This window comes from Acinetobacter lwoffii, from assembly GCF_024129685.1.
Classification (GTDB): Bacteria; Pseudomonadota; Gammaproteobacteria; order Pseudomonadales; family Moraxellaceae; genus Acinetobacter; species Acinetobacter lwoffii_X.
Genome location: NZ_JAMXXL010000006.1, coordinates 55715 through 74260, shown reverse-complemented (window position 1 = coordinate 74260; position 18546 = coordinate 55715). Strand labels below are relative to the sequence as shown.

Below are 18546 nucleotides of genomic sequence, written 5' to 3'. Positions count from 1 at the left end.
TTTAGGAAAGTTGGGAACGTTTAAAATCGGCAATATCCAGTTCGTGTACCTGTCCGCGCCAGATCCATTTCAGTTTGGATTCCAGGAATACATCACCTTCAAACCAAACAAACAGACCTTCCATCATTTTTGGCCAGTCTTCCCGACTGACATCCTGACGCCCTGACATCACTGCAATCATCGCTGCCAAAATGGTGTCGTGACTAACGGCCAAACTTAGCCCATATTTATTTTGTGGATGGGTGTTGTAAATCAGTTCTAGTACATCCACTACGCCATGAATCGGCTGTTTCATCCCCGGCAAGGCATTATTGACAAAACTGTTGATGAAACCGAGCGCACCCTGCTTGGCAAAATAAGGTCCGGCTTTTTGAATATCCAGCACAAAGCTGCCAGGCTCCACCAGAAGTCCCTGTTCGATAATTTCAATACGATGGGTATTCTGCTCAGGGGTAACCGCATCTGCCCCTTCAATCATCAATGCAGCGGTATCAATACACCGCTGGATCGGACTTGAAATACAGTGATGAATCACGCGATCGGTTTGATCAGCCAGATAAGCACCCCATTCGTGCGCCAGATCGCGTCCCTGACTGGTCAGTTGCAGATCATAGCCTGCCAAACCCTGCCCCGGAACATCTTCACGAATCGAATGCCGTGTAAATAAGGTGACAGGCGTCTGTACATCGGGCAATAAATCAATTGCACTCAACATACTCGGTGGAAGCAGTTTCAGGGACACGTTACAGCCAACTCTGGATTGGTAATAGGTTAAGCACCACTATAACACGCTCAGAATTTTGCTCAATGCTCGGCCTGCATGTCAGAAACCGCCTGCAATGCAATAATTTTCATATCATTATTCTTATAAGCAATGAATCCGCCATTCAGCAAAGTATCCCGATGATTATAAATAAATGGACGGCCTTCTAAATCGACCAGACCACCACCAATCCGTTCGAGCATACATTGACCAGCGCTGGTATCCCATTCCGAGGTCGGATGAAAACGTGGATAGATATCCACCTGATCTTCCAGCATCATGCAAAATTTATAAGCGCTGCCCGCTTTAAATTCGGTATAGTCCGTGAGCTTGGCCAGACTTTGCAAATACTCCAGATATTTCGGTTTCTGCTGGCTACTTTGGCTCAATCCCACAGCAATTGTTTTAGTGGTTTCAAGCATTTCATAAGCAAACCATGTCATCTTTTGGATATCATATTTATAAGGCAAGCCCTGCTCAGCACAGAAATAAATCAGTTGCTGCTCCGGAACCGCCAATATGGCAAAAGTGGTCAAACTGCCTCTGACCAGACTCAAATTAATAGTGAATTCGGGGCGCTGGTGCAAAAACTCTTTAGTGCCATCTAACGGATCCAGTAACCAGAATTCTGACCATGAGCGGCGTTCATGTTCCTGTCCTTCTTCAGACAATAAAGGCAAACTTGAAATCTCTGCCAAAGCTTGGGTCAGATAAGTATCGACCCGAAAATCTGCCTGAGTCACCGGAGAATTATCATTTTTTTTGATGACATCAAAAGCTGCACCAGAACAATAACGCTGATATTCTTCTCGCAAAATTTCACAGGCTTGTGTCAAAATGGGCACAAACTGCAAAATCATTGGATCTTGTGGTGCTGCTGTTGCTTTAAACATAGAAAACCTAAATATGTCAAAATGCTCTGAAAAACCTACCATAATTTTCGATATGGATGGTACTTTACTTGATCTTGCCTACGATGATTTCATCTGGAACGAGTTATTGCCTGTGCGTTATGCTGCCACACATGGCTGTAGCCTGGAACAAAGCCAGGCGACACTCTATGCATTCTATCAGGAACATAATCATACCTTAAACTGGTACTCTTCACGCTTCTGGACGGCTAAAGTCGAAGTCGATGTTCTGGCGATGCAAATTGAACATAAAGATAAAGTCGCCTTACGCCCTCATTGTCTCGAATTGCTCGATTATCTTAAAAATAATGGTTATCCAATCTGGCTGGCCACCAATGCTGACTGCGCAGGTCTAGCCTTTAAACTGGATCACTTGAATTTAAGAGATTATTTCGATGTCATCGTCAGCTCAGAAACGATTGGGCATGCCAAAGAATTTGTCGAATTCTGGCAAGGCCTGAATGCGTTGCATCCATTTGATCCTGCACATGCTTATTTTATTGATGATACTGAAAAAGTCCTGAATGGGGCCCAAACCTATGGCATTCAGAACCTGTTCAGCATCCAGCAACCCTCTTCAGCCAAAGTAGCACGCCAGACTTGTAATTACCCGATGCTGCACCAATTAACAGATTTAATCACTCATTTAAATCAGGCTGAGGTAGAAAAAAAATATGCGTAAATCGTCTTTACCCGAAGATGCGGTAGGCATGCGTATAGACAAATGGCTGTGGGCAGCACGGTTTTTTAAAACCCGCTCGATTGCCAAACATGCGATTGAAGGTGGCAAAGTCCATCACAATGGTGAACGTGTCAAGGTATCGCGCGAAGTCCGTGTTGGTATGGAACTGACGATTCAGCAAGGCATCGACAAAAAAACCGTGCTGGTTAAGGAACTTTCTGATGTTCGTGGCCCTGCACCCGTGGCACAAAAACTGTATGAAGAAACCGAAGTCAGTATTGCGCGCCGGGAATTGATTACGTCACAAAGAAAGTTGCATAATCTAGCTCGTCCCGACCATCGTCCAAGCAAGAAAGATCGTCGTGACATCAGTAGATTTAAAAATGAAAATAGTCAGAATTTCGATCAGTCATGGTCCTATAATGACGATTAAATTTAAGCGTCAGAATATGTCGTACATGCGCTGACTTTTATAGAACACTAGGGAAAATTCTGTCACTATACACCTGTGGAACAAAGCTCTAATTTAAGACATCCACTTGAGTACTAACTTAGTGACATCGTATTGAGGTTGTAAGATGGATGAGAATAAAAACAAGGCGCTCAACGCTGCCTTAAGCCAGATTGAAAAACAGTTTGGTAAAAATACAGTAATGCGTCTTGGTGACAATACCGTTCAGGCAGTTGAAGCCGTGTCTACAGGTTCTTTAACGCTGGATATCGCGCTCGGTATTGGTGGTTTACCAAAAGGTCGTATCGTCGAGATCTATGGTCCTGAATCTTCAGGTAAAACCACAATGACATTGCAAGCAATTGCAGAGTGTCAGAAAGCAGGCGGTACGTGTGCATTTATCGATGCGGAACACGCACTTGATCCTCAATATGCGCGCAAACTTGGCGTAGATATCGACAATCTGCTGGTATCGCAACCGGATCACGGTGAACAGGCACTTGAAATTGCAGACATGCTGGTACGTTCTGGCGCGATCGACATGATCGTTGTCGATTCTGTTGCTGCATTGACACCACGTGCCGAAATTGAAGGCGAAATGGGTGACTCGCATATGGGTCTGCAAGCCCGTTTGATGAGCCAGGCACTGCGTAAAATTACCGGTAATGCCAAACGCTCAAACTGTATGGTGATCTTCATTAACCAGATTCGTATGAAGATTGGCGTCATGTTTGGTAGCCCGGAAACCACAACCGGTGGTAATGCACTGAAATTCTATGCCTCTGTTCGCTTGGACATCCGTCGTATTGGCCAAGTGAAAGAAGGTGACGAGATTGTTGGTTCTGAAACCAAAGTCAAAGTCGTGAAAAACAAAATGGCGCCTCCGTTTAAAGAAGCTTTATTCCAGATTCTTTATGGCAAAGGTGTTAACCATCTAGGTGAATTGATCGACCTTGCTGTACAGCAAGAAATCGTGCAGAAAGCTGGTGCGTGGTATTCTTATCAAGGCGACAAAATTGGCCAGGGTAAGAACAACACCATCCGTTATCTGGAAGAGCATAAAGAAATGGCTCAGACGATTGAAAAACTGATTCGTGACCAGCTTCTGACTAAAGCAGTGGTTGTTGAAGAAGACGATAGCAAGGAAGAACCTGACTTTTTAGATGCATGATCTTATTAGATGCATCATCTTTAAACGTCAATACACAGCGCCCTCCGGGGCGTTTTGTTATTATATAGGGAATCTAAAATCCGAGAGAATCATGTCAGACGCGAAATTCAGCAAACTGCTCGATTATGAAACTTTAAAACAGCAATTTGGTGATACTGAAGATCAAGCTCAACCTGCAAAAAGTGCGATCCAAGACGCTCCTGAATTTGATCCTGAAGAACGTTTGTTTTCCTCTACCCCAACTCAGGATGAGAAGAAACCGGGACTGACAGGCTCACGCTTACGTTCTTATGCCTTTGCCGTACTGACGCGCAAGGAATATTCCAAAGCCGAACTGATAGAGAAATTAGCACTCTATGCAGAACATCGTGATGAAGTCATTAACTTAGTGGAAGAACTGTCTCGTGAGAACTATCAAAGTGATCAGCGCGTGGCGGAAACCATGTTGTCGAGTCAAAAGCGTAAAGGTAAAGGCCCCAATCAAATTAAAATGAAACTCAAGAGCAAAAAGATTGATGCCGCGCTTATTTCAGAAGAACTCAAAGAAACCGATTGGGTGCAGCAAGCCTATGAGCTAAAAGTCAAAAAATATGGCACTGAAGTTCCTAAAAACCCCAAGCTCAAAGCCAAACAGATCCGTTTTTTAATGTATCGTGGTTTTGAAATGGATGCGATTATCAAGGCCATTAACCGTAAAGCAGAAGACTAAGTCTTATATTCTTTGAAAGTCTTAATACACGTATAAACATATTGGATATTTAATTCAATATTAGCTGCAAAATAAAATAAAGCACGGCAAAAGATAATGATGATTTAATCATTAAAATAATAAGATAGCGCTATTTGACGACATTGAAAAAGGAATAATATTTGAGAATAGAAAACTGCGAATTTGCATTGTTATTATAATAATAAGAATATGGTGGCAACCCTACCAGCAAAGCTCCGGCACATCATAGTTCTATTACCGTTGCTACCTTCCGGTCCTGGCGGGGTTCATAGAGTACAATTGCGAAGTAACCAGCAGGGCTACCATTACAAAACAGAGTATAGAGATTTTTAATCAAGTTGCAAGCCTTGTTTCCTAAAATCATCCTTCAAGCTATCCGTTTGATTATTTTAAAAACAATATTGATATTTCTGCTGATTTTTAAGGGATCTTCACAATCAATCCATCAACACTCAGATTCACATGATCTTTGTAAAACCTTGTTGCATTTTCTAAAAATGCCGTTTTTAATGTGTGCAATGTATATGAATGATCTACTTTGAAAAGATGAGCAGCGGATCCGCATCTCACAAAGAATTATGGAAATTTTATGATGTTTAAAAAGACCGTATTGTGTGCAGTGACAGCACTCTTTACCATGCCTCTATTTGCCAATATTCCGATTGAATCGCGCGGCTTGAGCCAAGCTACGAATCAGACCGCAGTGAATACTCCAGCGGCAATTGCGGCTGGTGCAACTCCAGCCGTTCAAACCAATACCAGCTGGCAAATCATGCAAAAGAACCAGCAGCTCGAGAATGACCTGCGGATTTTGCGCGGTAAAATGGAAGAACAGGAAAATGAGATTGAACGGCTCAAAAATGAACTGACCAATCGTTATGCCGATCTTGATCAGCGCCTTGAACTGTTACAGCAAAAAATTGAACCTGCTGAGGACAATCCAACGGAGGAAAACCCACAGGATACTGCACCCAGCCTAAACACAAATAAGGTCAATACAGCAAGCAGCGGACAGCAACCTGCTGATCTTGAAAAAGCAGCTTATACCGTGGCTTTAGATGCTTATAAAAATGGCGGTGCAGCCAAAGCCATTGCACCGATGCAAAACTTTATTAAAAACAATCCGAATAGCGTTTATATCAGCAATGCTTATTTCTGGTTAGCGGAATTCAATCTGGCGATTGACCCACCAAAATTTGATGAAGCGAAACGCAATTATCTGATTGTCGTTGACCGCTATCCAAATTCTGCGAAAGCCTCCACTGCCCTGTATCAGCTTTATAACATCAGCAAAGATGTTGAAAAGAATGCTACGCTTGCTTCGCAATACAAAACAAAGCTATTGAAGAATTATCCGAAAGCTGAGGAAATTAAATTTCTTAAGTAAAATAGAAATTCCCAAAATAAAAAAGACACCTTCAGGTGTCTTTTTTATTATATTAAACTTTTAGCGCACAATACCACGTTTCGACTGTTCAAGAGAATCGATTAAACGCTGTACCTCAGCCACTTCAGGCAAAATTCCTGTACGGATCTGCTCGATTGCTTCCTGAGTCGTTAAACCTGATTTATAAATCAGTTTAAAGGCATCACGTAAACCGCTAATCACGGTCTTCGACCAGCCTTTACGACGCATACCTTCAATGTTCATGGCAAATGCATGCGCAGGATTACCTGAAACCATGACATAGGCCGGTACATCTTTCAGAATCAGGGATGCACCACCAATCATGCTATAAGAATCAATCTTACAGAACTGATGAATGCCCGAGTTTCCGCCAATGACAACGTAGTCTCCAACATGCACATGTCCAGCCACACCGACGTTATTGGCAAAGATATTATAATCCCCGACCATACAGTCATGTGCAATATGAGTATTGACCATGAGCAGGTTATGACTACCGATCTTGGTTAGACTCTGGTCCTGAACCGTGCCACGATGCAGACTGCAATGCTCACGAATCTTGTTGTGATCGCCAATCTCAAGCCAGGTTTCTTCACCGGCATACTTAAGATCCTGACACACCTCGCCTACACTGGCGAACTGGAAAATTTCATTATATTCACCTATACGCGTATAGCCACCCACCACCACGTGTGAATAAAGTTTGCTACCCGCACCAATAGTGACATTTGGCCCGATAATACAATATGGGCCAATTTCTACATCAGCAGCAATGACTGCTGACGGGTCAATAATGGCAGTTGGATGAATAAGGGGATTATTGCTCATGCCTGCTCGACTTTTTGATGCGAAACCATAATTTCCGCAGTTGTTGCGACGACGCCATCTACTGTGGCAATACAATTATATTTGTAAATGCCCCGCTTTTGCATCACTAATTCAGATTTTAAAACCAATTGGTCACCTGCAACCACCTGTTTTTTAAATCTAACTTTTTCCGCACCGGCAAACAGGAACAAAGAACCCTCACTTGGAACTTCATTATTCATCACAAAACCCAGAATTCCAGAGATTTGTGCCAGCGCTTCAACAATCAGTACACCCGGCATAATTGGATAATTCGGAAAATGGCCTTGTAAAAACTCTTCATTAATTGAGACGTTTTTATAACCAACAATGCCATTATCGGTAATTTCGACGACGCGATCAACCAATAAAAATGGATAGCGATGGGGCAAATATTCACGAATCTTTTGAATATTCATTGGCAATTCAGGCTTCGTGAATGTAGGCAAATTCGACTCTGTCATCATAATTATTTACGCAACTTAAATGTTGATTCAATGGACTCAATCTGAGATTGCATATGATCTAGTCGTTTGATCACCTGGGTCAATGGCACATCTGCTAATTGTCTGAGGCGAACCACGGTACGTTTCCATTTCTGGTTTTCAAACAGACCAATCCCGGATGAATATTTTCCAGCTTCAGAAATATTATTTGTGACCATTGACATTCCGGTCAACGTCACATTATCGGCAATATTCAAGTGTCCAGAAATCGCAGAGGCACCACCAATGATACAGTTTTTGCCAATTGAAACACTTCCTGCAACGGCAGTTTTTGCAGCAATTGCGGTATGTGCACCAATTTTAACGTTATGCGCGATTTGCACAAGATTATCAATAATAACACCCTGTTGCAAAATCGTATCATCCAGCGCACCACGGTCTACGCTACAATTTGACCCAATACGCACATCATCCTCAATGCGTACAGAACCTAATTGCGCAATACGGTGCCATTTACCCTGATAAGGTGCAAAACCAAACCCTTCGCTGCCAATCACGGTATTGGCATGAATACGCACCCGATTACCAATTTTCGCTGCGCCGGTGAGGGTCACATGTGAGTCAATAAAACAGTCCTGACCGATTTCGACATCATCATCGATCTGCACATGCGCCTGAACAATCGTATTCGCACCCACGACACAATGCTCACCAATCACCACATAATGACCAATATAAGCATCGTCCGCAATCACTGCTGACGGGTGAATTTGAGCAGTACTTTCAATACCACGCTGGCGATGTTTTTTCTCAAATACATGCGTCAGAATCGCGAAAGCCAGATAGGGATTTGCCACAACAATAAAGTTTTGATGTGAAGTTATCTGTTGTTTTAGTTCAGCCGTGACAATTAAAGCACCTGCCTGACTTTGATTGGCCTGCTCTACATATTTATCGGCATTCACAAATGCCAGATCGTGTGAGGTTGCCTGTTCAAGACTGGCCAAAGCGCTCAAACGTAAATCTGCCTGACCTATGCACTCGCCCTGAACCAGGCGAGCGAGATCAGCTAACTGAAGCTGTTGATGATTCATTGATTATTTAATTGCATTAACCTTTTGAATCATTTTATCAGTTAAATCATATTTAGCATCATAAGCAAGTGCTGAATTTTTATTTAAAACCACATCGAGGTTGTTTTCTCTACGCAATTGTTCAGCAATTTGCTTTACACGTGCATCAAATACAGTCCGGATCTGCTGAATCGAGCTTTGGACATTTGTCTGTACAGATTGTTGTAACTGATTCAATTCTTGCAACTTAGCCTGATATTGCGCAGACATTTTCTGTTTTTCAGTCTCACTGAGCTTGGTATTGGATTGAGCACGTTGCTGCAAAGTTTCCAGCTCTTTGCTGAGTTGCTCAATCTTAGTTGTTTGTGGCTGAATTTTTTGCTGGAATATCGTGTTTTGTTGTTTCAGATAAGTACTACCTTCAACCACACGCTCCAAGTCAATTACCCCCATACTAGCCGCTTGAGTCAAAGGAGCAACACTTGCCAAAGCCAGGCTCATTGCCATAATCATTTTTTTCATATTCTTACTCATTCAAAAAAATTTGCTCACAAAACCTGAAGGTTTTATGAGCAAAATTTAGTTTCTAGGTCAAAACGATTTTAGAAAGTACGTCCAATTTCGAACTGGATGTTTTTAGTATCATCACCGTCTTTTTTATTCAACGGATAAGCATAGCTAAGTGATAATGGTCCAATCATGGTGATCCAGGTGAAACCTGCACCCACGCTATAGCGCATATTATCTGCATCGAAACCGAAATTATCTTTACAATACTGCTTTCCATTTACTGAAGTGCCATTAACGAAAATATTTTCATTTGATACATCACATTGGGTATCAAACACTTGTGCACCTTCAGCAAAGATGACTGGACGAACCTGACGTGCCCAATCCCCTTTAAATGGTACTGGAAGCACTAATTCGGTACCAAATTGAATTAGTGCATTACCACCTACTTCCTCAGGAGAAGGATCCGTTTGACCTGTATCAGAGAAATATACACCTGGATATTTAGGACCTAATGTACTATTTTCATAACCACGAACCGAACCAAAACCACCTGCATAGAAATTCTTGTAGAATGGCAAGTCATTACCATAACCCAACTTACCATAACCGCGCAGGACAAAATCTTTGCCTAATGGGAAAAATGCCTGAGCGTCATAAGTGACTTTTTGATACTCGACATCACTACCTGGCAAGGCAATTTCAGCATTGACACGATGTGACATACCCGTTGTCGGGAACATCGGTCTATTTAAGGTATTATAAGACCAACCTAAATTAAGGTTATAAGTCAAAAAATCACCCTGGAATTCTTGACCATATGGAACTGGATTAGGGCAAGGCTGGTAACCAGTAACATTCCCAGCAGAATCTTTAATTGGAACTAATGCTTGAGGACAATACTCACCACTTTTTGTTTCTTTTCCGCCATTACGTTCCAAATAATCAGCAACATACGTAGAAACATATGGACCAGTGGTCACATCGGTCTGATCAATGTTCAGGCCTAGGCTAACACTCTGATTTTCATCAATTGGATAACCAAAGTTAATCCCACCACCAAAACTGTCCGTTACATAGTTGTTGACGTTATAGTCATCATCCAGCTTGGTTTTACGGTAATACATGTTATAGCCGCGACGCACACCATCAATGGTGAAGTACGGGTCCATCACGCTCAAGTTATAATAATCTTGAGTTTCAGAACGCGACAAATCGATTGAGACGCTATTACCAGTGCCCAGGAAGTTGGTCTGGCTTAAACCAGCCTGGAAAGTTACACCACCGCTTTGCGAGAAGCCAACTGCAAGAGTACTGGTCCCTGAATGCTGCTCTTCAACGGCAACATTCAAGTCTACCTGATCTGGTGCACCTGGAATACGTGCAGGTTTGATATCGACAGTTTTAAAGAAACCGGTACGTTCCAGACGAACCTTAGACAGGTCAATTTTTTCATTACTGGCAAGCGCACCTTCCATTTGGCGCATTTCACGACGTAGTACTTCATCTGCAGTTTTCGTATTACCAGTAAAATTAATACGTCGTACTGTGACTTGCTGACCTGGATTAATATAGTAATTTAGATCAACCAGTTTGGTTTCGTTGTTAATTTGAGGAACGATGTTGACTTCTGCATAGTAATAGCCTGCATTACCATACTTACGCTGCAATAATTGCTTAACCGCGTTAACTTTTTCCTGCGAATAAATTTCGCCTTCTTTGAAGATTTGTAAAGCCTGTAATTCTTCAGTCTTATAAAGCGCATCACCTAAGTATTTGGTTTGACCAAATTTAAATTGCTCGCCTTCATCCACAGAAACTTCGATAAAAACATTCTTTTTATCTTCACTCAAATTAAGGCTGGAATTGGTAATATTAAAGTTGATGTAACCGCGATTCAGATACATGGCACGCAAAGCTTCAAGACTTGCCGCCATCTTTTCACGTGCATAACGGTCATTACGCGAAATGACTGAACTCCAGCCACTTTCTTTTACTGCAAAGGCCTGCTTGATATCAGATTCTTTAAATACGGTATTCCCGATAATATTGATATCAAAAACTTTGGCCGCTTTACCTTCAATAAAATCAATTAGCAATTCAACACGGTTATTTGGTCGAGGCGTCGTGGTGACCGTAATATCGGCATCATAACGACCTTGCTGCATGTATTGCTGTTCAAGTTCAGTTTCAATAGTTTGCAGCGCTGATTTTTTCAGCACTTCACCTTCAGCCAGACCCATTTTTTTCAGGCCTTCCTCAAGTGCTTCCTTAGGAATCAACTTATTGCCTTTCAATTCGATTTTTGAAATGACCGGGCGTTCAACAACTTGGAAAACCAAAGTATTGCCTTGCTGCACGGCTTTAATGTCATCAAATAGGCCTGATGCATACATGCTACGAATTGCATTGGCAATGATTGGATCATTGACCCGATCACCACTGTTAATTGGCACTAGGCCATACACATTGTCAGGAGTTAAACGTACTAATCCATCAAATTTTATATCTTGTACAATGAATTCATCTGCTGCATATACTTGTTGTGCTACTGCCATTGCACTAACGAGTGCCAGAGGCATAAATAAATGTGTGTGCTGCATGCCAGTCTTTTCCGCTGTTAATTTATTCCATTTACGTTGTTATAAACGCATAAAATCATTAAATAATGCCAGAAGCATCATACTGCCGAGCAGTACCATACCAATTTTTAACCCAACCAATTGTATTTGTTCGGAAACAGGTTTACCACGAATTAATTCAACAAAATAGTAAACCAGATGTCCGCCATCAAGCATTGGAATAGGCAGTAGATTTAATATTCCTAAACTTACACTCATTAGCGCCATAAAGGAAATAAAAGTTTCCCAGCCCATTTCTGCGCTTTGTCCTGCCACTTTGGCAATGGTAATTGGACCTGATAAATTATCCAGACCAATCAGACCGCGTACCATTTTGACAATCGAGTTCAGAATCATCGAAGATAAATGTGCTGTTTTATCAAATGCCATTACCAACGCTTCACCTGGCGTGTAATGAATGGTCTGTTTATATTCTGCAGGAATGGTCATTTTACCCGGATCACTGTGTACACCCAGCATACCGGTCACATTGCCCATATTGTCACGTTTGCCTTGCGGCATGACTTCTAGCTGAACCACCTTATTTTCGCGTAAAACATCCATTTTGAGTAATTTTTCTGGAGATGCCTGTACCACCTGCACCACATCAAACCAGTCTTTCATCTGAACGCCGTCAATAGCCAGAATCTTGTCACCTTCTTTCAAACCTTGACGGATGGCTGCACCATCTTCACTCAGTTTGCTAATTACAGCCGGAATTTCTGGCCGATAAGGCAAGAAACCCAAACTTTCAAGTGGCGATTGACTTTGATCTTTTAAATAGTTTTGAATCGGCAACTGGAACAGTTTGTTTTCACCAGCACGATCTGCCTGAATAGAAACCACGCCAGTTTCACCAACACGATCCACCAAGGCATAACTGAGTTTTTCCCAAGTTTCTACCTGAGTACCATCCACAGCTATAATTTTGTCGCCCGGCTGCATTTGTACTGTTGCAGCAGGTGTATTTGGTAAAACTTTGCCTACCCGGGTATTGAGCTGTTCTTGAGCTGGTAAAAATAACACCCAAAATAGAAGAACTGCAAAAATCAGGTTGATGAATGGACCCGCTGCCACGATGGCAATCCGCTTCCACGGATGCTGACGATTGAAAGCTTTGGGTAAGTCCTCTTCAGCGACATTACCTTCACGCTCATCCAGCATCTTGACATAGCCACCCAAAGGTAAGGCAGACAACTGATACTGAATTCCGGATTTTTTCGAGGTCCATTTTAATAATGTTGGCCCAAATCCAATCGAATAGACCAATACTTTAACGCCCAGTTTACGCGCCACAATATAGTGACCGAACTCGTGAATCGCAATTAAGGGACCGAGTAAGAGAATTGCAGCGGCAATCATAAACAAGGCATTCATATCTTAACTTCCTTTATTCACAACGTATTGCTGTGATAAACCTCGTGCCATTTGATCTGCTTGCAAGATAGCCTCCAGATCATGTGCAGGTTGATTGTCCATCTGATTCAGGACGTGCTCAGCTACCTGAGGAATTTGGGTAAATCTGATCTGTTGATTTAAAAATGCAGCAACTGCAATTTCATTGGCCGCATTTAAAATCGTAGGTGCAATTCCGCCACTCTGCATGGCCTGACGGGCCAATTTTAATGCAGGGAAACGGAGCATGTCCGGTTCTTGAAAATTAAGTTGTGAATGCATAAACAGATCCAGTGGTGCCACATGCGTACTGATACGCTCAGGCCATGCCAATGCATGTGCAATAGGCGTGCCCATATCCGGATTACCCATTTGTGCCAAAGTCGAACCATCAACGTATTGAACCATGGAGTGAATAATACTCTGTGGATGCACAACAACTGTAACAAATTGTTCTTGAACTGCAAACAAATGACAGGCTTCGATCAATTCTAAACCTTTATTCATTAAGGTAGCAGAATCGACTGAAATTTTTTGACCCATGGACCAGTTAGGATGCTTGCAAGCTTGGGCAGGTGTGACCTCTTCAAGTTGCTGCATGCTGTGGTTCAGAAATGGGCCACCTGAAGCGGTCAGTAGAATCTGGGACACACCCAGTTTGGGCTTGCCATGACGCTCTGCTTCAAAATAATGCTGTGGCAGACATTGGAAAATCGCATTGTGTTCGGAATCCACGGGAAGCAGTAATGCCCCATGATCGCGCGCTGCCTGCATCATGATGTCACCTGACATCACCAAAGCTTCTTTATTGGCCAGCAGTACGCGCTTACCCGCTTTCACTGCAGCCAGTGTCGGCAACAAGCCTGCTGCACCAACGATTGCCGCCATGACGATATCAACATCCGCGTGTTCAGCCACAGCAATTAAACCGGCTTCATCTTGCAGAATTTCAATATCAGATAAATGATGTTGCTGAAGTAGTTTTGAAAGTTCATCTACTTTTTCAGCCGGTACCACCGCCACTTTAGGACGGTATTGCTGGCAAATTTCGACCAGCTCATCAATACGACTTTGCGCGGTCACAGCAAAAACCGAGTATGCTTCAGGATGTCGCTGCAAGATTTTTAAAGTACTTTGACCAATGGAACCTGTAGCACCCAGTATACAAACTGCTTGTGACATTTATAAATCTACACCAATAAGTTTTAAAACAGCCATACCTGCTGCAAAGATTGGAGCTGCAGCAAGCAAAGAATCAATACGATCCAGTACTCCGCCATGTCCTGGCAAAATTCGACCTGAATCCTTAATACCGGCACGACGTTTGATCATGGATTCAAACAGGTCACCCAGTACCGAACTAAATACTGTAACGACAGATAGAATCAGAAATAAAATCAGTTCTGGCCAAGTCATATCCAGATAAAGCAAGGCAACTGCCGTCACGATCAGCATTGAAGTAACGATACCGCCATACAGCCCTTCTACGGATTTATTAGGACTAACATTCGGCGCCAGCTTTTTCTTGCCAAATTTACGACCCACAAAATATGCACCACTATCTGCGCCCCATACCAGTAAAAACAGGTACATCAGCCACCACGGTGAACTTTGCCAGACAGAGAAAATTGCAGTAACCGCAGCAGAGATCAGAACTACGCCGATTCCGTGCAGGCTGGCGTTGTACCAGCCATCATATTCAGGATAGGTTTTAACCCAGTAAATACTGAGCAACCAGGTAATTATAGAAGCTACCCATAACAATAAGGCAACTTCGGCAAAATACAATGCCAAAGCTGAAAGTGCCGCAGTGAGCACTCCATATCCCCAAGCAACAGGTTTGATGACATGTTTAAATTTTCGCGGCATGAGTTTGAACCACTCATAGCCGGCCACCCCAGCAGCAAGAACCATCAATACAAACATTGGATAATGTGATTCGGTAGCAAACATACAGCTCAGTACCACTGCTACCAACACCAATGCGGTTATAATCCGCTCAAACATGTATTAATTCTCAAGTTTTTCCTGATGAATCTGTTCTGATGTTTTACCAAAACGACGTTCACGCCCACCAAATACGGCAAGTGCATCATCAAGTTCTTCAACGGTAAATTCTGGCCATAGCGTCTCAGTGAAATAAAGCTCTGCATAGGCTGCCTGCCACAACAGGAAATTCGAAAGACGGAAATCTCCACCCGTACGAATCAGCAGATCAACTGCAGGTAAATCACTGAGGCTGACATATTGACCAAATACATCAGTATTAATTGCATCAAGATCTAATTTATTTGTTAAAACATCGCTGGCAATTCGCTGTGCAGCTTGTGCCATATCCCACATACCACCATAACTGATTGCAATAGTGAGTGTCATACTATTGAAATTAGCAGTCCTTTCTTCGGCATGCAACATAAGTCCCTGTAATTCTGGGGACAAACGGCTGCGATCACCGATAAAGCGTAAGGCAATATTGAATTTTTCCATGCGGGGCAATTGTTCATGAATGGTATCAACCAGCAATTTCATGAGCAATTTAACTTCAAACTGTGGACGATTCCAGTTTTCACTTGAAAAGGCAAATACAGTTAAAGCCTGGATATTTCTTTTTTTACAGTGTTCAACAATCGGATCCAGAACCGTTTTTCCTTCACGGTGTCCATCACCTTTTTGCATCTGATTTTTTTTGGCAAAACGATTGTTGCCATCCATGATGATGGCAACATGTTTCGGAAGACGGGGATTTTCTTCAGCAACGGTCATCGATGAATTAGACCTTCATCAATTCAGCTTCTTTCGCAGCCAAGCGCTTGTCAACTTCAGCAACAAATTTGTCGGTAATTTTCTGGATTTCGTCAGCAGCACGACGCTCTTCATCTTCAGAAATTTCTTTTTCTTTCAACAAAGCTTTGATATCGCCCAATACATCACGACGAATGTTACGGATCGCTACTTTGGCATTTTCTGCTTCATTACGCGCAACTTTTTGCATGTCACGACGCGTTTCTTCAGTCAACGCAGCCATCGGTACGCGAATCGCATCTGCTGTAATTGGGTTTAGACCCAAATCAGATTCACGTATCGCTTTATCAATTGCAGAAACCATTGAACGTTCGAAAGGCTGGATTAACAAAGTACGTGAATCTTCAACACCTACGTTTGCCACCTGGTTCAATGGAACGTCTGAACCATAGTAAGAAACCATCACGTTATTTAAAATTGATGGATGCGCACGACCGGTACGAACTTTTGCAAAACCATGCTCTAGAGATTCTAGAGTTTTGTTCATACGGTCTTCGCTGTCTTTTTTAAGATCGTTAATCATATGATCTTCCTTACTTAATTCTTGAAAAGAGGTTATTACTAAATTAGCGTGTAGTATAAAGTGCTTTGGTGCTCACGTCATTAATTGGTAACGTGAGTCCCTTCTTTTTCACCCATCACAACGGAAAGCAATGCGCCAGATTTATTCATATCGAATACTTGTAGCGGCACATTGTGATCACGACATAAACAGATTGCAGTTAAGTCCATCACACCCAGCTTTTCGTCCAGAACTTGGTCAAAAGTCAATGTGTCATATTTAACCGCATCATCATATTTGCTTGGATCTTTATTATATACGCCATCAACTTTGGTCGCTTTCAAGATCAAGTCTGATTCGATTTCAATACCACGTAAACAGGCAGCTGTATCTGTCGTAAAGAACGGATTACCTGTACCTGCCACGAATACACACACTTCACCCTGAGTCAGGTGACGGATTGCATCGCGGCTTGAGTAAGACTCAACCACGGCACCAATTGGCAATGCAGACATTAAACGGGTTTTAATATTACGGCGCACCAAAGCGTCGCGAAGTGCCAAACCGTTCATGACTGTTGCTAGCATACCCATCTGGTCGCCAGTTACACGACCAACTAGACCATCTTTTTGTAGCTGGCTACCGCGATACAGGTTACCACCACCCACAACAATACCTACTTGTACGCCTAAACCCACGAGGTGCGCAATAGAAAGTGACATCTGATCGAGCACTTGTGCATCGATCCCCATGTCTTTATTGCCTGCCAGCGCCTCACCAGAAAGCTTTAACAGGATGCGACCAAAGCGTGGCTTTTTAGAATCCAACATCATCAAACTCCAAAGTATTCAATTTAAATTTTTTTAATTCAAAATCTTAAGCAGACTTGATTGAAATGAGTTTTGCATACAGATCGTATTCATCTGCATCGGTAATCTCGACTTCAAGTAAATCCCCTGCCTTAATGACGCTTTTATCGATATCTTCAACAAAAACATTGCCATCAATTTCAGGTGCATCTGCATAAGAACGCGCAACCGCTACCGGGAATTCATCTTCCAGGTCATCTACCAGCACAGTCATGGTCTGACCGATACGTTTTTGGAGTTTGGCTGCTGAGATTTCTTGCTGAACCTGCATGAAACGCTCATAACGCTCTTGTTTAATTTCTTCAGGAACGTGATCTGGCAAATCATTTGCTGTCGCACCTTCAACTGGCGAATAGGTGAAACATCCCACACGATCCAGTTGGGCTTCTTTCAACCAGTCTAGTAACATCTGGAAGTCTTCTTCGGTTTCACCCGGGAAGCCCACCACAAATGTGGAACGGAGTACCAGATCAGGACATTTCTCGCGCCAGATTTTCAAACGCTCCAGTGTATTTTCACTGTGCGCAGGTCGTTTCATCAGTTTGAGAATTTTTGGACTTGCATGCTGGAATGGAATATCCAGATAAGGCAGGATTTTGCCTTGTGCCATCAGGTCAATTACTGCATCTACATGCGGATACGGGTAAACATAATGCAAACGCACCCAGATTCCCAACTGACCTAATGCTTCACACATGTCATAGAATTTGGTTTTAACCGGCTGGCCATTCCAGAAATCCAGCTTGTATTTCGTGTCCAAGCCATAAGCAGAAGTATCCTGGGAGATGACGAGTACTTCTTTTACACCGGCACGTTTCAGCGCTGCAGCTTCATCAAGCACAGAACCGACTGGACGTGAAACCAGATCGCCACGCATGCTTGGAATAATACAGAAAGTACAACGATGGTTGCAGCCTTCAGATATTTTCAGATAAGCATAGTGTTTTGGCGTCAGGCGGATGCCTTGCTCTGGAACCAGATCAATAAATGGATTGTGTTTTGGCGGCTCAGGCACGTATTGATGAACCGCATCCATAACTTCTTTATATGCCGCTGCACCTGTCACTTTCAGGACATTGGGATGCATTTGGCGAATCTTGTCTTCGTCTTTACCTAGACAACCTGTTACGATCACGCGACCATTCGCGCTCATCGCCTCACCAATCGCATCTAGCGATTCTTGCACTGCGGATTCAATGAAACCACAGGTATTTACTACAACTAAATCAGCACCGTCATAATCCGAAGCGACGTCATAACCTTCAGTCTTTAACTGGGTTAAAATACGTTCAGAATCTACCAATGCCTTAGGACAACCTAAAGATACAAAACCGACTTTGGGGGACTTCATGAATTTTCGCTCTAC

General features: G+C 42.7%; 19 protein-coding genes and 1 other RNA gene. 5 read left to right on the top strand and 15 right to left on the bottom strand.

Annotated elements, in window-relative coordinates:
* Position 1 precedes the first annotated feature (1 nt).
* A complete protein-coding gene (locus tag NI464_RS04515; protein WP_085064672.1) occupies positions 2 to 742 on the bottom strand; it encodes a histidine phosphatase family protein in 741 nt (246 codons plus the stop codon).
* 62 nt (positions 743 to 804) lie between these two features.
* On the bottom strand, positions 805 to 1656 hold the full coding sequence (locus tag NI464_RS04510; RefSeq protein WP_243474693.1) for a 3'(2'),5'-bisphosphate nucleotidase CysQ family protein: 852 nt from the start codon (positions 1654 to 1656) through the stop codon (positions 805 to 807).
* Positions 1657 to 1669: 13 nt separating this feature from the next.
* Here NI464_RS04510 and NI464_RS04505 point away from each other — a divergent pair, with 13 nt between their 5' ends.
* From NI464_RS04505 to NI464_RS04490, 4 genes are all read left to right on the top strand, one after another.
* Positions 1670 to 2356, top strand: a complete 687-nt coding sequence (locus tag NI464_RS04505; protein WP_253137843.1) for an HAD-IA family hydrolase — start codon at positions 1670 to 1672, stop codon at positions 2354 to 2356.
* Complete coding sequence (locus NI464_RS04500) at positions 2349 to 2789, top strand: RNA-binding S4 domain-containing protein (protein WP_004646726.1); 441 nt, start codon at positions 2349 to 2351, stop codon at positions 2787 to 2789. Before NI464_RS04505 ends, NI464_RS04500 begins: the two co-directional genes overlap by 8 nt.
* 145 nt (positions 2790 to 2934) lie before the next feature.
* Entirely contained in the window at positions 2935 to 3978 is a 1044-nt protein-coding gene (gene recA / locus NI464_RS04495; RefSeq protein ID WP_004279873.1) for a recombinase RecA, read from the top strand.
* Between the two features lie 91 nt (positions 3979 to 4069).
* Positions 4070 to 4687, top strand: coding sequence for a regulatory protein RecX (locus tag NI464_RS04490; RefSeq protein ID WP_253137842.1), 618 nt, complete (start codon positions 4070 to 4072; stop codon positions 4685 to 4687).
* A gap of 220 nt (positions 4688 to 4907) precedes the next feature.
* On the opposite strand, the gene ffs is transcribed toward NI464_RS04490, so the two are convergent.
* Positions 4908 to 5004, bottom strand: an RNA gene (gene ffs / locus NI464_RS04485) — signal recognition particle sRNA small type.
* A 293-nt stretch (positions 5005 to 5297) separates the two neighbouring features.
* On the opposite strand from ffs, the gene NI464_RS04480 reads away from it, so the two are divergent.
* Positions 5298 to 6095 carry a tol-pal system YbgF family protein gene (locus NI464_RS04480; RefSeq protein WP_253113360.1) on the top strand — a complete coding sequence of 266 codons (798 nt, stop codon included), beginning with the start codon at positions 5298 to 5300 and terminating at the stop codon, positions 6093 to 6095.
* A 60-nt stretch (positions 6096 to 6155) separates the two neighbouring features.
* On the opposite strand, the gene lpxA is transcribed toward NI464_RS04480, so the two are convergent.
* The 12 genes from lpxA to rimO form a co-directional block, all read right to left on the bottom strand.
* The gene (gene lpxA / locus NI464_RS04475; protein ID WP_219309549.1) at positions 6156 to 6944 is read right to left on the bottom strand and encodes an acyl-ACP--UDP-N-acetylglucosamine O-acyltransferase; all 789 of its coding nucleotides are present in this window, start codon (positions 6942 to 6944) and stop codon (positions 6156 to 6158) included.
* Positions 6941 to 7426: a 3-hydroxyacyl-ACP dehydratase FabZ gene (fabZ, locus tag NI464_RS04470; RefSeq protein ID WP_026055766.1), complete on the bottom strand. Its 486-nt coding sequence runs from the start codon at positions 7424 to 7426 to the stop codon at positions 6941 to 6943. Before fabZ ends, lpxA begins: the two co-directional genes overlap by 4 nt.
* A 5-nt stretch (positions 7427 to 7431) precedes the next feature.
* Positions 7432 to 8502 (bottom strand): UDP-3-O-(3-hydroxymyristoyl)glucosamine N-acyltransferase, encoded by a 1071-nt coding sequence (lpxD, locus tag NI464_RS04465; protein WP_253137841.1) that lies wholly within the window; start codon positions 8500 to 8502, stop codon positions 7432 to 7434.
* Between the two features lie 3 nt (positions 8503 to 8505).
* Positions 8506 to 9003: an OmpH/Skp family outer membrane protein gene (locus tag NI464_RS04460; protein ID WP_253137840.1), complete on the bottom strand. Its 498-nt coding sequence runs from the start codon at positions 9001 to 9003 to the stop codon at positions 8506 to 8508.
* An 80-nt stretch (positions 9004 to 9083) separates the two neighbouring features.
* Positions 9084 to 11594, bottom strand: a complete 2511-nt coding sequence (gene bamA, locus NI464_RS04455; RefSeq protein ID WP_213687181.1) for an outer membrane protein assembly factor BamA — start codon at positions 11592 to 11594, stop codon at positions 9084 to 9086.
* A gap of 39 nt (positions 11595 to 11633) precedes the next feature.
* Entirely contained in the window at positions 11634 to 12989 is a 1356-nt protein-coding gene (rseP, locus tag NI464_RS04450; protein ID WP_085064675.1) for an RIP metalloprotease RseP, read from the bottom strand.
* A gap of 3 nt (positions 12990 to 12992) precedes the next feature.
* Complete coding sequence (gene ispC, locus NI464_RS04445) at positions 12993 to 14189, bottom strand: 1-deoxy-D-xylulose-5-phosphate reductoisomerase (RefSeq protein ID WP_004279882.1); 1197 nt, start codon at positions 14187 to 14189, stop codon at positions 12993 to 12995.
* Positions 14190 to 15014, bottom strand: coding sequence for a phosphatidate cytidylyltransferase (locus NI464_RS04440; protein ID WP_004279883.1), 825 nt, complete (start codon positions 15012 to 15014; stop codon positions 14190 to 14192).
* Between the two features lie 3 nt (positions 15015 to 15017).
* Complete coding sequence (gene uppS / locus NI464_RS04435) at positions 15018 to 15770, bottom strand: polyprenyl diphosphate synthase (RefSeq protein WP_253137839.1); 753 nt, start codon at positions 15768 to 15770, stop codon at positions 15018 to 15020.
* A 7-nt stretch (positions 15771 to 15777) separates the two neighbouring features.
* Positions 15778 to 16332 carry a ribosome recycling factor gene (gene frr, locus NI464_RS04430; RefSeq protein WP_004279885.1) on the bottom strand — a complete coding sequence of 185 codons (555 nt, stop codon included), beginning with the start codon at positions 16330 to 16332 and terminating at the stop codon, positions 15778 to 15780.
* Between the two features lie 80 nt (positions 16333 to 16412).
* Positions 16413 to 17141 (bottom strand): UMP kinase, encoded by a 729-nt coding sequence (gene pyrH, locus NI464_RS04425; RefSeq protein WP_004279886.1) that lies wholly within the window; start codon positions 17139 to 17141, stop codon positions 16413 to 16415.
* A gap of 46 nt (positions 17142 to 17187) precedes the next feature.
* Positions 17188 to 18531, bottom strand: coding sequence for a 30S ribosomal protein S12 methylthiotransferase RimO (rimO, locus tag NI464_RS04420; RefSeq protein ID WP_005107200.1), 1344 nt, complete (start codon positions 18529 to 18531; stop codon positions 17188 to 17190).
* Positions 18532 to 18546: the final 15 nt, after the last annotated feature.